Below are 15,290 nucleotides of genomic sequence, written 5' to 3' on the forward strand. Positions count from 1 at the left end.
ATATAACAGGAAAGAATAAACGAAAATGGCGCACAAACTCATCATATTAGGAGCAGGAGAAAGTGGAATAGGGGCAGCTTTGCTGGGAAAACAGCAAGGGTATGATGTTTTTGTATCAGAAGGCGGCATCATCAAAGACAACTATAAACAGGAACTGGCGGTAAACCACATCACATTCGAAGAAGGACATCACTCCTGGGATATCATCCTGAACGCTGACGAAATCGTCAAAAGTCCGGGTATCCCTGAAAAAACAGAGCTGATGAAAAAGGTACGCGAAAAAGGCATACCGGTTATTTCTGAGATAGAGCTGGCCTACCGTTTTTCAAAAGGTAAAAAGATCATTGCCATCACCGGCAGCAACGGCAAAAGCACCACCACCGCCCTCACCTACCACATCTTCAAAACGGCAGGACTGGACGTGGCCATGGTAGGCAATATTGGCGTTAGTTATGCCCGACAGGTGGCAACCGCACCAGCGGAGTATTATGTGATTGAAATCAGCAGCTTTCAGCTGGATGACATCGTGGAATTCAAACCCAACGTAGCCATCCTGCTCAACATTACGCCTGATCACCTGGACCGGTACGACTACAAAATGGAAAATTATGTGGCTTCCAAGTTCAGGATCGCGATGAACCAGACAAAAGAAGATTATTTCATCTATTGTATGGACGATCCCGAGATCATGCAGCATTTGGCGCAGCAACCCATTTATTCAACATCAATACCTTTTACCATCATGAAACCACTGAAAGAAGGCGGCTTTATCGCCAACGAGCAGTTGCAAATACTGGTTGACGGAGAACCGGTCATCATGTCGATGTATGATCTGGCACTAAAAGGGAAACACAATCTGTATAACTCGATGGCAGCAGCAATTGCAGGCAGGACCATGGACATCAGAAAAGAAAAAATCCGCGAAAGCCTGGCTTCCTTCAAAAGCCTCGAACACCGGATGGAATATGTGGCAACCGTAAAAGGAGTGGATTTTATCAATGATAGTAAGGCTACCAACGTTAACTCCGTATGGTTTGCCCTCGAAAGCATTGAAAAACCCATCGTACTGATCATGGGTGGTGTAGACAAAGGCAACGACTACTCCGCTATCCGTGATCTGGTGAAGGAAAAAGTAAAGGCCATCATCTGCATGGGTATTGATAACACCCCGATCATCGAAGCGTTGTCAAAAGATACGCCGGTGATGATCAACACCTCCAGCATGATGGAAGCTGTTCAGGCAGCCTTCCAGCAGGCCACCAAAGGAGATGTGGTAATGCTATCCCCCGCCTGCGCCAGCTTCGACCTATTTAAAAACTATGAAGACAGAGGCCGGAAATTCAAAGAAGCTGTAAAGGCTTTATAGTGGAGCTGGTAAAAGGGTTTGAATAACAGTAAGGAATAAACGTAATTAACTAACATGAACGGTTTGCTCTATAGAACAAAAGGCGATAAGGTCATCTGGACGATAGTAATTTTTCTATCGTTGGTGAGCCTGCTGGCCGTATATAGCGCAACCGGATCACTGGCTTATCGCGAACGGGGCGGCCATACGGAGTATTATCTCCTGAAGCAGCTTATCGTACTGGGCATGGGCCTCGTGATCATCTATTTTGCACACCGGGTAAACTATACTATTTACTCCAGGGTGGCGCAGGTAGGTTTCCTGATATCGATACCACTACTGATATACACACTGGCATTCGGATCACATATTAACGATGCCAGCCGGTGGATCAGACTACCGATCATCAATCTGACCTTCCAGACATCGGATGTGGCCAAACTTGCCATCTTCATGTATGTCAGCCGGCAGTTGTCGAGGCGGCAGGATGTGATCAACGATTTCAAAAAAGGATTTCTGCCCATCATCACTCCTGTAGCGGTTATCTGTATACTCATCATGCCGGCCAATATGAGCACGGCTTTGCTGTTAATGGCCAGTTGTATGCTGCTCTGCTTCATCGGCAGGGTACCGGTAAAATTCCTTGCCGGCATGGTAGCTGCCGGTGCATTGGCAGTAGCGCTGATGTTTGCCATCGCGAAACTGTCCGGTAACGACATGCGTACCAAAACCTGGGAAAAAAGGCTGGACAGCTTCCTGAATGACGACCATACAGAAGTACCCTATCAGGTACAACAGGCCAATATAGCCATCGCCGGTGGCGGACTGCTGGGGAAAGGCCCGGGCAATAGTACACAACGTAACTTTCTGCCCCACGCCTACTCCGACTATATCTATGCCACCATCATAGAAGAATACGGACTGTTTGGTGCATTCCTGATACTGGCGGCTTATATGGTATTATTACTACGCTGTATCCGGATATATAAAAGATGCCCTTATGCCTTCGGCGCATTCCTGGCAGTAGGCCTGAGTGTAACACTGGTCATACAGGCACTGACCAATATGGCGGTAAACGTACAACTGTTTCCGGTAACAGGGCTGCCACTGCCACTGGTCAGCATGGGTGGATCTTCTGTACTCTTCACCAGCATGGCCATCGGAATTATCCTCAGTGTGTCGCGTAATGTAGAAGAAATGGAGGGTAAACAGGCAGAAAAAGAACGACTCGAACGTGTAATGGCGGCGCAAGCGGAAAACGCAGCAGTAGCCTGATACGTATCTATAACATAAACATCAATCGTAACTGAAGAAACAATGCAACGCAAAGTGATTATAGCAGGTGGAGGCACGGGAGGACATATCTTCCCGGCGATAGCGATTGCCAATGCGTTGAAGAAAATTCAACCGGATATCGACATCCTTTTTGTTGGCGCCGCCGGCAAAATGGAAATGGAGAAAGTACCACAGGCTGGTTATCCAATCAAAGGACTGGAAATTGCCGGTTTCAATCGCAGCAATATTTTCAAAAATATCCTGCTGCCATTCAAAATCTGGAAAAGCCTGCGTCAGGCCAAAAATATACTGGATACTTTCCAACCCGATGCAGTAGTGGGTGTAGGTGGTTATGCCAGCTTCCCGATGCTGAGAAGGGCACAGAAAAATGGTATTCCAACGCTGATTCAGGAACAGAATTCCTTCGCAGGAAAAACAAACAAAATCCTGGGAAAAAAAGCAGCAAAGATCTGTGTGGCTTATGATGGCATGGATAAATTTTTTCCGGCAGACAAAATCGTCTTCACCGGCAATCCTGTCAGAAACAATATCACCCAGTCGGCTGTATCCAGAGAAGATGCACTGCAACACTTTGGACTGAGCAATCATAAACAGACCATCTTCGCCGTAGGCGGTAGTCTGGGTGCCAAATCCATCAACGAGGCTTTGCAGCCCCTGCTCCAAACCATCGTGCAGAAAGACCTGCAGCTGATCTGGCAAACAGGAAAGCCGTATTACGAAACAGCGAAAGCTGCTGCAGCCCCTTATGCATCCCATATTAAGGTGCATGAGTTCATCAACGTGATGGACATGGCTTACAAAGCTGCAGATGTAGTACTATCACGCGCCGGAGCCCTGGCCATCGCCGAGCTCTGTGTAGTGAAAAAGCCGGTGATATTCGTGCCTTATCCATTCGCTGCGGAAGACCATCAGACTTCCAATGCTATGAACCTGGTGAACAAAAAAGCCGGGTTGATCATTAAGAATGATGAGGTAGGCGCACAACTTTCCGATGTATTATTTAGCCTCCTGCAAAACAGAGCGCTGATGGAACAGCTGGAAAAAAATATAGGCGAACTGGGTAACCCCAACGCAGATATGATCATCGCAAAAGAAGTTATAAACATTTTCAGATAAAGAGATTCAGGGATTCGGATATATGGATTTGAACAACATACAACGGGTTTATTTTATTGGCATCGGCGGCATCGGTATGAGCGCCATCGCCCGCTTCTTCAATGAAAAAGGAGTGGCCGTAAGCGGTTATGACCGTACCTCAACACCGCTTACGCAGCAGTTGGAAGCAGAAGGTATGCAGATCCATTACACCGATGATATCAATCTGCTGGACAAGCAGGCTAACCTGGTCGTATACACGCCGGCTATCCCCGCTTCCCATACAGAGCTGCAATGGTACCGTGACAATGGCTTTGAAGTTGTAAAACGCAGCGATGTATTACAGGAGATCACCAGATCATCGTTTGCCATCACCGTGGCAGGTACACATGGTAAAACCACCGTTTCTACCATGATCGCCCACCTGCTTACACATAGCGGTTATGGCTGCAATGCTTTCCTGGGTGGTATCAGCGTCAACTACAACCGGAATTTCTGGAGTAGCGATAAAGCAGTAGCAGTCATCGAAGCAGACGAATACGACCGCTCCTTCCTGAAATTAAGTCCGGATATCGCAGTGTTAACTGCCATGGATGCAGATCACCTGGATATTTACGGCACTGCGGAAGCAATGGAAGAAGCTTTTATTCAATATACACACAATATCAAGCCCAATGGCACGCTGATTGCTAAGTTCGGCCTACATCGTGAAAGAGAGCTGAAAGCAGACAACAAACTGATGTACAGCCTGCAGAATAACGCAGCCAATGTTTATGCTGCCAACATCAGAATGGAACACGGCGGTTATGAGTTTGATGTAATGCAGCAGAATTGGATGATCGACAAGGTACGCCTGCATATTGGTGGCATGCACAATGTGGAAAACGCTATTGCTGCCATTACTGTAGCACACCTGCTGGGTATAGACAATGAGAAGATCAAAGCGGCCATAGAGAGTTTCAAAGGCATCAAACGCCGGTTTGAATATGTGATCAAGAATGATCATCAGGTGTATATCGATGATTATGCCCATCATCCGGAAGAGCTGCGTGCACTGATTACAAGTGCTAAAACATTATTCCCGGGCAAACGTTGTACGGTAATATTCCAGCCGCATCTGTTTACCCGTACCCGTGATCTGGCGGATGGTTTTGCGGAGAGCCTTTCACTGGCGGATGAAGTAATTCTGCTCCCCATCTATCCGGCAAGAGAACTGCCCATAGAAGGAGTGACCAGCGAAATACTGGCAGCAAAGATTACAGCACCGGTACAGATCATGTCAAAAGAAGCAGTATTGGACTGGCTGCAGAAAACACCAGCCCCGTTGTTGATAACAGCAGGAGCCGGCGATATCGATCAGTTAAAAGAACCGATCAACCAGTTACTGAAAGCTAAATAATAAAATTACGGAATCACAAGAATGGCCAAAACCACGACGATATTAAAACGACTGAGCGCGTTGCTCCTTTGGGTGCTTGCGTTCACAGGCTTTATTATCCTGCTGGTGGCAGCCAATAAAGACAAAGACAGTGGTATCTGTAAAGGTATTCAGGTGAAATTTGAAGGGAAGGATGATAATTTCTTCATTGAAGCCAAGGATATCCGCTCTTTGCTTACCAAAAACAAAACATTGAACCCGGTTGGAAAACCCATCAGGGATATCAATATCAAGGCACTGGAAGCAGTGGTCGACCAGGATCCCTGGGTAAAGAATGCAGAAATCTATTTCACCAGTAAACAGGAACTGCATATCAAAGTCACTCAACGGGAGCCTGTAGCCAGGGTGTTTACCTTTTCGGGCAACAGTTTTTACTTCGATGAAGCAGCGGAACGTATCCCGGTTTCATCGCGCTACGCCGCCAGGGTACCGGTTTTCACCGGATTCCCCACCGATGTGGAAAAGCTGCAGCGAACAGACAGTCTGCTCGCCGCCCAGATTGTGGACATGGGAAGTTTTATCAGCAAAGATCCTTTCTGGATGGCGCAGGTAGAACAACTGATGATCACCCCCGACCGGAAATTCGAGTTCATACCCAAACTGGGCGACCAGGTAATCGTTTTCGGAGAAGGTATGGATATAGAAAAAAAATTTACCAAACTGCTGGCTTTTTACAAGGAAGGACTGAACAAGGTAGGTTGGAACAATTACACGCGTATCAATGTAGCATTTGAGAATGAGGTAGTATGTACGCGTAAGGATGGTGTAGCACCGCTGCAACCGGCGATACCCAAAGACACGGTAAAACAGTTTATGCCGGACGAACCGCCCATCGGAGACAATAGTGAAGATACAGCGGAGAAGACGGCAGCGAAACCACCGGAACATCCACCGGTACCGGTTAAACAGGCTGTCAAACCAGCCACAACTAAAGCAAAGGCAAAGGCGCCCGAGAAAAAAGTGAAACAGGAGAAAGCAGCAGCGCCAGCCAGGCAACAACCTAAAGCAGTGTATAAGCCAGGGAATAAATCTGTTAACACATCAAAAAAACAAAAAACGCCATGAATCAGGAAGCTCCCATCATTGTAGGTCTCGACATAGGAACTACGAAGATTGCTGCCATAGCAGGACGGAAGAATGAATACGGGAAACTGGAAATCCTGGGATTCGGTAAAGCTACATCGTTTGGTGTGCAGCACGGCATGGTGCTGAACATTGACCAGACTATAAAAGCCATCAGGCAAGCCCTGGAAAACTGTTATGCCTCCAGCCCCCATCTGGAGATCAATGAAGTATATGTCGGCATCGCCGGTCATCATATCAAAAGTTTGCAAACCCGTGGAGATATTGTCCGCAATGATGTGGAGGCGGAAATATCCCAGAAAGATATTGACCAGCTGATCAATGATCAGTACAAAACCGTTATCCCTGCCAGTGATCAAATCATTGATGTGATCCCGCAGCAATATATTGTGGATAGTTTGCAGAATATCACCTACCCTATTGGTATGTCTGGGGTGAAGGTGGGTGCCAACTTCCATATTATCACCGGTGATAAAAACGCCATCCGTAATATTAACCGTAGTGTGGAAAAATCAGGCCTGAAAATCCGTGACCTGGTACTGCAGCCGCTGGCCTCTGCCGCCGCTGTTATGTGCGACATGGACTTTGAAGCCGGCGTTGCCATCGTAGACATCGGAGGCGGTACCACCGACCTGGCTGTATTCTATGAAGGTATTCTGAAACACACTGCTGTTATTCCTTATGGCGGGGAAAACATCACCAATGATATTAAAAACGGCCTCGGTGTATTAAAAACACAGGCAGAACAGATGAAAGTGCAATTCGGTTATGCCCTGGCCGATGAAGCTAAAAGCAACGCTTATATCACTATTCCCGGTTTACGCGGACAAAGCCCCAAGGAAATATCCGTTAAAAACCTGGCACATATCATCCAGGCCCGTATGAGTGAGATACTCGATTTCGTAGTGTATCACCTCAAACAGATCGGCATGGACAATAAAATGTTGAATGGCGGTATTATCCTTACTGGTGGCGGTTCCCAACTAAAACACCTGATTCAGCTCACTGAATACACTACCGGCGCCAGTGCACGCATCGGATTCCCCAACGAACATCTGTCCAGTGGACTGTTCGACGAAGAGATGACCAAACCTATGTACGCTACTTGCGTAGGATTGATACTCAAAGGTTACAACGATTATGAAAATGACCGTAAGTCACTAGAAGAAAATTATGTAAAAATTAATACCAGCTATTTCGCCAAGGAACAAGCTGCACAATCAGCTGTACAACAAGACGATTGGGGAACGGAAGATGCACCTTCCTCCCAGGAAATCCAGGACAGGAAAGCAAAAGAAAGAAATGCTTCGCTCAAAAATTTCCTGGACAAAATGAAAACAAAAATCATTGACATGTTTACAGAAGAAGAAGACGCAAAACTGTAAATATGAAATGGCGCAATTGTTGCGAGCAGCAAACGTTTAATATATATGCAATCAAGAACGATAATTAATAATGAGAGGACAAACGAACCATATTAACGGCAAAGAATACACGCAATTAACATCTAACATGTTCATTATTAATTATCCGTACTAACCCATAAAAGTATAGAGTCATGATACATTTTGATCTTCCTAAGGAAAAATCTTCTATCATCAAGGTCATCGGCATTGGTGGCGGTGGAAGTAATGCGGTGAATCATATGTATAGCCAACGCATTGAAGGGGTGAATTTTATTATCTGTAATACCGATGCCCAGGCTATCGCAAACAGCCCTGTGCCCAACAAAATACAGTTGGGTCCTCACCTCACGCAGGGTCTTGGAGCCGGCGCCAATCCCGAAATCGGAAAACAGGCGACAGAAGAATCCTTTGAAGAAATCAAAAAAATACTGGAGGTAAATACTAAAATGGCCTTCATCACTGCCGGTATGGGCGGTGGCACCGGTACCGGTGGCGCCCCTATCATCGCGCGGATATGTAAGGAACTGGGTATTCTGACCGTTGGTATTGTTACTACCCCGTTTTCTTATGAAGGAAAAAAGAGAATGCTGCAGGCAGATGAAGGTGTTCAACGACTGAAAGAGTATGTAGACACCCTGCTCATCATCTCCAATGATAAATTAAGGCAGAAATTTGGTGACCTTAAATTTAAGGCCGCCTTCGAAAAAGCAGATAACGTACTGGCAACTGCTGCCAAATGTATTACCGACGTTATCAACTCCACCGGCCAGATCAACGTGGACTTTGCCGACGTTTGTACCGTTATGCGTAACGGTGGCGTGGCGATCCTCGGTTCTGCCATCGCAGAAGGCGAAAACCGTGCACAAAGAGCAATCGAAGATGCACTGACTTCTCCGTTGCTGAACGACAACGATATCCGTGGTGCCAAATGGATCCTTATCAATATCTCCTCTTCTGAAGGTGAATTTGAACATACGCTGGATGAAATGGACATCATCCAGGCTTATGTACAGAGCCAGGCTGGTGAGGATTGCGACGTGATCCTGGGTGTGGGCTACGACCAGACACTGGACCGCAAACTGGGTGTTACTATCATCGCTACCGGTTTTGAACAGAAACCAATCCAGCAGATGAAAATGGCACCTTCCACTCCGGAACGTACCGAACCTAAAATCGTAATGCAGCTGGGTAAAGATGGGGATGAGAAAAAGATGAACACGCAACAGGCACAGGGCGTGCTTTTCCACGAACCGCAAGACCTGATGGCCCCTCGCCTGATGGAACCTGCAGTGCCTCACGTTGACCCTGCCACCGGCTATACTCCGCCACAACAGCAGGCGCCCATCGCTCCTGCCCGGCAGAACTATGTACTGAATGTTCAACAGGTGCCTGCTCAACAGCCGCAGGTGACACCGGAGCAACAGATGCAGCAGCTGCACCAGCAACATCAGCCGCAACAGGTACCGCCTTCCACACAGCCCAATGTAAACATAATCCAGCCTCAAGGCGGTAGCAGCGCAGGCGGTTACCTCAACAGGCCGTCACACATCTATGTGGAACCAGGCAATACTCCTCCTCCTGAAATGAAAATGGTGTACAGGGAAGAGGAAATAAACCATCATCCGCTGCCACCTGAAGTGCCCATGCAACACTCTTACGAAGAGCTGGAAGAACAAAAACGCAAACAGGCAGAAAGAGTTGCCAAACTGCGCAGCATCAGCTTCAACGTAAAAAACATGGACAACAATGCGGAAATTGAAAACATCCCGGCCTATCTGCGCCGCAATGTAGCCCTGGAAAATGGTGCCGGCTCCGCCGAACACTTCTATTCCAACTACACTGTAAGCGGTGAACCAGGACAAAACAACCATCCCGAAATAAATACTATCAATACATTTTTAGATGGGAAGAAGCCCGATTGATGAACTTAGAGATATTCCATTCGGACATTTGATTGTTTTTTAGTTGTGTTAAAAAGAAAATCCTCCGGTTCCCCGGAGGATTTTTCTTTTATAATTCACTCAGCTGCTGCTTCGCCCCTCGCAGCATATCTGCTGCCGGAACGGTTTTCAACGCATTGATATCAAACGGTGAAAGCATCTTTTCCAGCTTTGCCAGTCCTTCAGTGTTGTGAGTTCTGGTATATTCTTCCCGTAAAATCCGGATTTTTTCATAATCCTGCACCCCTTCTACCAGGCGCTCAAAACGAATGGAAGACCGCGGTCCCGGATATACGAAATATGTATCCCCTGCAGCCCAGGCACGGAAACGGCTATCCTGCAATGGCCTTTTTACCCAGCAGTTATATGCCCAGCGTAAATAACCGGTATATCCCTTGTAAGCAGCATGCCAGCCCATAAAGGTAGCTTCTGCCGGAGGTGAGAATGTAAAGGTATTAGGAAACCCTTCTGTACAGCAGGTGTAAAATGTAGTAGGCCATCCCTTTTTTACCCGCTCTTTCAGCACTTCATCCGGGAATGGCTCTTTGGAGGCAACACAAAAATCATAGATATCCTTGTCCAGTGGTGCATGATAACTACCCGCCAACGATAATCTGAAGTTTTTATCTGCTTTTCTGATCAGAGCCAGGGCTTCCTGCATATCCGCCATAGGACGTTCATCCATGGCAATGGTAGTGATATCAAACCAGCCTTTGGCTTTCAGATGTTTCACAAAATCGTTCAGCATCGGCTGCCAGTGGGCGGCATATTCCGGAGAACCAGGTTTGGCGATCAACAAAGTGTCTTTGCCTTTCGTCTCATCATAATAATAGAATTTCAGGTTCCAGGGAATCATACTGTAACAGTTGATTTCCTTTTTGATGCCGAGATCCATCATGAACTGTACCCATTTATCAAAAACGGTATAGTCAAAAGCCCATGAACCGTCTTTCTTTTTAGTCCATTTTACCATGGAACCATACACATCTTCCGTCTGGCTGTTCCACGGATCGTAGATAATTGTGGTCGTAATGCATTTTTGTCCGGCTGCTGCCAGCATCTGCATATAAGGCTTCATCGCCTTAAAATGAGCTTCGCTCCAGGGTTTTACGCCATACATCCGGGCCACAGCATCGGGGCTCTGCCAGAGGTCGAGGTGAAACTTCCAGTCTTTAGGCGCCGGGAGGGTATGGTTAACTACCTGTATCTCATAAGGCAGGCTACTGATCGTGTTACCGTTTTTTATCTTCACAAGACCTTTATAGAGGCCTGGAGTAGTACCAGCCGGCACTTGTATACTCAGCCACACAGGCTGCGTATTATTAGCCGCTATGTTCATTTTACGCTGTATATCAATACCGTCAGCCACCAGTGAAGAGTCGAAGTTTTCAGGCTTGCGATAACCGCAGCCGCTGCCATCCTTATTCAGCTCGTCAGTCATTACGTATCGTACAAAGCCGGTAGTAACAGCGCTGGCGGGAATAATGGCTCCTTTACCGCCCTGCAGGGCACCAGCTTCAATACTCACATCAGTAAGCGGATTGGCGGTCCAGAGGAGAAACTGTGTATGTACTCTTTCGCCTTTCCAGGCTTTGGTACTCCAGGAAGAAGTCAGACTGTTGGGATCGGGAGCATTTCTTTTTTCGTATCGGATATCGGCAGAACCGAAGGCAACGTGGAGCTGGTTGCCTTTTACAGCTTCCCAGGAAGCTTTATTGACAGGCCGGGGATCAGGCAACTCCTGGTATCCGGCGGCCGGACCACTCTGGGCCCATACGTTTTGTTGCAATGCCAGTAATACCAGCACGCCAAAAAATTTGTTCACCATACTAAACAGAGATTTGATTATTTGGGTTTTCCCACAAAATCCTATCACCCAAGATCTTAAAAATATCCGGATTTTTTGCGGGAAATCCTAATAATCAAATCTCTGTCAGCCGGTTAGTGTATAATGCGTTTTAACTGCAGGTTGGTGACAGGAGCCACTACCAGCGGATATTTTTCGATAGTTACATAGCTGGAATCCAGCCCGAAACCTCTTTCTTCTGACAAACTGATTTTTTTCAGGAAGAAGTACATCTTCATGATCATTCGTTCGTACAGTGGCAGGTCGTTGTCGTGGGAAAGGAACTTTTCCATCACGATAAACTGGAAGTCACCTACTACATTGTTTTTACTGAGTGATTCGTAACGGCTGGTGATATTCACTTCCTTGTTACGTACCATATCTTCCACCACCATTCTGAACATCAGGTTGATCCTTTGTTCCACCTTGAAACCGAGGCGGAATTCCACCCGTATTACTTCGTTGGGGATAATGGTTTGAACGGAATATTCGCTCAGGTAAGGCTCATCCACTACATCTACGTGTACAAACCAGTAGATATCAGCCCTTTTGGGCTTTTTATTGAGGATGGAGTAGATGATTTTATGTTCTATTTCTTTCGGATTGTCGGCACTACTCATATATACCAGGTGGGTGGCATATTTAGGGATGGTAGTGTCGTTGCTCAATTCCTGTATGATAGGCAGATAATCTTCCAGTCTCACAAATTCCACATAGCGGTTTTTGATCTTGCGGGATTTGAACCATACGATCATGACCAGGAAGAGGGCGCCGGCCACTATAACAGTCACGTAACCGCCGTGCATGAATTTGACCAGGTTGGCAAACAGGAAAGAGAATTCTATGGAGAGGTATACCACCAGGTATAGTAGTATCCATCCTGTCCATACCCTCCGTGTGTATAGATAAAAGGCGAACAGGCAGGAGGTCATCAGCATACAGATAGTGATGGAGAGCCCGTAAGCCGCTTCCATATGAGAAGATTCCTGGAAGAGTATAACGATAGCCGCACAGCCTACAAACAGCATGGTATTGATACCGGGGATATAGAGCTGTCCGCGCATTTCAGTGGGATAATTCACCTTCATTTTAGGCCAGAGGTTGAGGCGCATTGCTTCCGCGATGAGCGTAAATGAGCCTGATATCAGGGCCTGGCTGGCGATAATGGAAGCCATTGTAGCAATGAGTACCCCAAAAATGATGAACCATTCCGGCATGATGGTAAAGAAGGGGTTCTGATCTTTAGGAAGGATCTGCCCTTTCTGGGTGAGTAGCCAGGCACCTTGTCCGAGGTAGTTGAGGATCAGGCATGATTTTACGAAGATCCAGGATACCCGGATGTTGCCTCTTCCGCAGTGACCGAGGTCGGAATAGAGTGCTTCCGCCCCTGTGGTACAGAGGAATACGGCACCGAGGATGAGGAATCCTTTGGGATAGGTGGTGAGCAGTTCTATAGCATAATGAGGACTAAACGCCTTAAGAATGCCCAGGTCATCTGCAATGTGGGAGATTCCGAGGATACCCAGCATAGAAAACCATAGTACCATTATAGGACCGAACATGCGGCCTATAGACACTGTGCCGAACTGCTGCATGATAAAGAGTCCGGTAATGATGGTTAATACGATTTTTACGATGGTCAGCTGGCTGAGGTCTTTAAATACTTCGAGGGTTCGTAGCCCTTCGATGGCAGAGGTGACGGTGATCGGCGGAGTGATGATCCCGTCTGCGAGGAGGGCGGCGCCTCCGATCATACCGAAGATAACGGCCCATCTGGCGTGTCGTCTGACGAGCGCATAGAGGGAGAAGATACCACCTTCCCCTTTGTTGTCGGCCCTCAGGGTTAGAATTACGTATTTAACGGTGGTTTGTAATGTCAGCGTCCAGATAATACAGGAAATGCCTCCGATGACGAGGAGGTCGCTGATGGGATTACCGCCTACAATGGCTTTAAAAACATAGAGCGGAGAAGTTCCGATGTCGCCGTAGATGATACCCAGCGCTACTACTAAACCTGCCAGGGATACCCTGTTAATGTTTATGCCCACAAAGAATTTTTTTTAAAAAGCCTCCAAAATTAGGAGGAAATATTGAGATCAGCAATAAAAGGTGACAGTGAAGAGGCCGGTAGGGGTTGGCATAATGAGAAAGTCCTCTCCCAGATGAGTGGGAGAGGACTTTTTAATTATTCATCTCAATGAGTGAAACTGATTAGTTAGCAGGAGCTAAGTCAACAGTACCGGACTCACCAGGAGTGTTTTGTTTGATGAAACGACCGCGGTCGATACCTTGTTTGTCAGCCAGGTAGTCGATCACAGCGTCAACACGACGGCTGCTCAGATCAACACCACCTTTTTTACCTTTAGCACCAGCGTGGCCAGTAACCAGCACGTTGCAAGAAGGATTAGCTTTCAGAGTAGAGGCAACAGAAGCCAGGATAGCTTCCTGATCGCGACCAACTTTAGTAGCACTGCCTTTGAAAGAAACGCTAGGCAGAACCAGGGTGGAGCAAGTAGCTACAGGACCGATGTTTTTGCAGCATTCAGGATCTGGGCATTTACCAACACCGTCAGCGTCAACTGGCTGGCAGTAAGTAGGAGTGATCAGCTGTTTGTCTTTGTAGTCAGGAACACCGTCACCGTCAGTATCCTTAGCAACACCGTGAGAATCAACAGGTGCGCCAGCAGGAGTGTTAGGTTCGCGGTCGAACTGGTCAGTAACGCCATCACCGTCTGCATCAGGCAGTACTGGAGTAGGCAGTTTCATGTGACGAGGGTTGCTCAGCTCGCTGTAAGCGTATTCCAGCGGGTTGATCCACCACAGAGGCTGAACGCGTTTGGAAGAGTTACCCAGGTTGAAGTTCAGACGCAGGCTAGTGTAAGAGTAGAAGTCTTTAGAAGAACCTCCAGGACCAGCCCAGCCATCCAGGTAAGCGTCAAAAGGCATAGTCAGTTTCTCTTCTACACCAATGTTGAAACGTTTGGTAACTTTGAAAGCAATACCGGTACCAACGTCCAGAGCGTGACGAATCAGCTGGTTGTTGTCGTGACGACCGATAGAGATTCTGTTACCCTGAGAAGGAGCGTTGGACTCGTATTTTTTATCTCTCAGGTTGTTCAGTTGTTTTCTGATATCGCTACGTTTAGCATTGAAGTTGATGCCGCTGTAGTCGTAACCATTACCGTTACCATCCAGAGCGTCAACGTCTACGTCAGCAGCTACGATAGAGTAACCAGCCAGTACGTACCAGTTGATTTTAGGCTCTGCTCTGTAGAACAGGATGTTGCTCAGAGAGGCAATCATGTCCAGAGACAGTTGGTGGTTCTGAGATCTGTAGTTAGGAACTACTTTGTAACCCAGACCTTTGCTTTGGGAAACAGCAGCAGTTGCATCCCATGCAGCATACTGAGCACCTGCTGGAACATCACGCAGTTGATAGTCCTGACCTTTGTCGATAGAACCGATGTACTCAGCTCTAATTGAGAAGGTATGACCCAGTGCTTTTCTCAAGGAGATACCGCCACCGAAACCAGGATGAGGAGGGATGGTTCCGCTGATCAGGTGCAAACCACCACTGAGACCGAGCTCCCACATATCCCTGGGTTTAGCAGGAAAGTTGGATTGGTGGTTCATGAAGTTATTTTGTTGTACCAACCGCTTGCCTGACACTTTGGATGAATCCAGTGCATCATAGCCGGTTGGTTGAACCTGTGCAAAACCGGTAGATGCTGTTAGTAACCCCACAGCGCCTGCCAGTAATAAGTACTTTTTGCTTGCCATAATTGTGTTTTATTTAAAAACTGTTAAAAATTTACTAATAACCCGTTTTTTACCTAGCAAA

General features: G+C 47.0%; 10 protein-coding genes. 7 read left to right on the forward strand and 3 right to left on the reverse strand.

Going from position 1 to position 15,290, the window contains the following annotated elements:
* The first annotated feature begins 25 nt into the window (after positions 1-25).
* The 7 genes from murD to ftsZ all read left to right on the forward strand — a co-directional run bounded on the left by murD (position 26) and on the right by ftsZ (position 9,585).
* Entirely contained in the window at positions 26-1,366 is a 1,341-nt protein-coding gene (gene murD / locus DF182_RS08745) for a UDP-N-acetylmuramoyl-L-alanine--D-glutamate ligase (RefSeq protein WP_113615256.1), read from the forward strand.
* A gap of 54 nt (positions 1,367-1,420) precedes the next feature.
* Positions 1,421-2,620, forward strand: a complete 1,200-nt coding sequence (locus DF182_RS08750) for an FtsW/RodA/SpoVE family cell cycle protein (RefSeq protein ID WP_113615257.1) — start codon at positions 1,421-1,423, stop codon at positions 2,618-2,620.
* A gap of 42 nt (positions 2,621-2,662) precedes the next feature.
* Positions 2,663-3,757 carry an undecaprenyldiphospho-muramoylpentapeptide beta-N-acetylglucosaminyltransferase gene (murG, locus tag DF182_RS08755; RefSeq protein WP_113615258.1) on the forward strand — a complete coding sequence of 365 codons (1,095 nt, stop codon included), beginning with the start codon at positions 2,663-2,665 and terminating at the stop codon, positions 3,755-3,757.
* Positions 3,758-3,779: 22 nt separating this feature from the next.
* Positions 3,780-5,135, forward strand: a complete 1,356-nt coding sequence (gene murC, locus DF182_RS08760; RefSeq protein WP_113615259.1) for a UDP-N-acetylmuramate--L-alanine ligase — start codon at positions 3,780-3,782, stop codon at positions 5,133-5,135.
* 21 nt (positions 5,136-5,156) lie between these two features.
* The gene (locus tag DF182_RS08765) at positions 5,157-6,239 is read left to right on the forward strand and encodes a cell division protein FtsQ/DivIB (RefSeq protein WP_113615260.1); all 1,083 of its coding nucleotides are present in this window, start codon (positions 5,157-5,159) and stop codon (positions 6,237-6,239) included.
* On the forward strand, positions 6,236-7,642 hold the full coding sequence (ftsA, locus tag DF182_RS08770) for a cell division protein FtsA (protein ID WP_113615261.1): 1,407 nt from the start codon (positions 6,236-6,238) through the stop codon (positions 7,640-7,642). Before DF182_RS08765 ends, ftsA begins: the two co-directional genes overlap by 4 nt.
* Positions 7,643-7,815: 173 nt before the next feature.
* Positions 7,816-9,585, forward strand: coding sequence for a cell division protein FtsZ (gene ftsZ / locus DF182_RS08775; RefSeq protein WP_113615262.1), 1,770 nt, complete (start codon positions 7,816-7,818; stop codon positions 9,583-9,585).
* Positions 9,586-9,673: 88 nt separating this feature from the next.
* Here the strand turns inward: ftsZ and DF182_RS08780 are convergent, their stop codons facing one another.
* The 3 genes from DF182_RS08780 to DF182_RS08790 form a co-directional block, all read right to left on the reverse strand.
* Positions 9,674-11,431 carry a DUF4091 domain-containing protein gene (locus tag DF182_RS08780; protein ID WP_113615263.1) on the reverse strand — a complete coding sequence of 586 codons (1,758 nt, stop codon included), beginning with the start codon at positions 11,429-11,431 and terminating at the stop codon, positions 9,674-9,676.
* Between the two features lie 113 nt (positions 11,432-11,544).
* Positions 11,545-13,497, reverse strand: coding sequence for a KUP/HAK/KT family potassium transporter (locus tag DF182_RS08785; RefSeq protein ID WP_113615264.1), 1,953 nt, complete (start codon positions 13,495-13,497; stop codon positions 11,545-11,547).
* A 163-nt stretch (positions 13,498-13,660) separates the two neighbouring features.
* Entirely contained in the window at positions 13,661-15,229 is a 1,569-nt protein-coding gene (locus DF182_RS08790) for an OmpA family protein (protein WP_113615265.1), read from the reverse strand.
* Positions 15,230-15,290 lie beyond the last annotated feature (61 nt).

It is taken from the genome of Chitinophaga flava (assembly GCF_003308995.1).
In the GTDB taxonomy this organism is placed as follows: domain Bacteria; phylum Bacteroidota; class Bacteroidia; order Chitinophagales; family Chitinophagaceae; genus Chitinophaga; species Chitinophaga flava.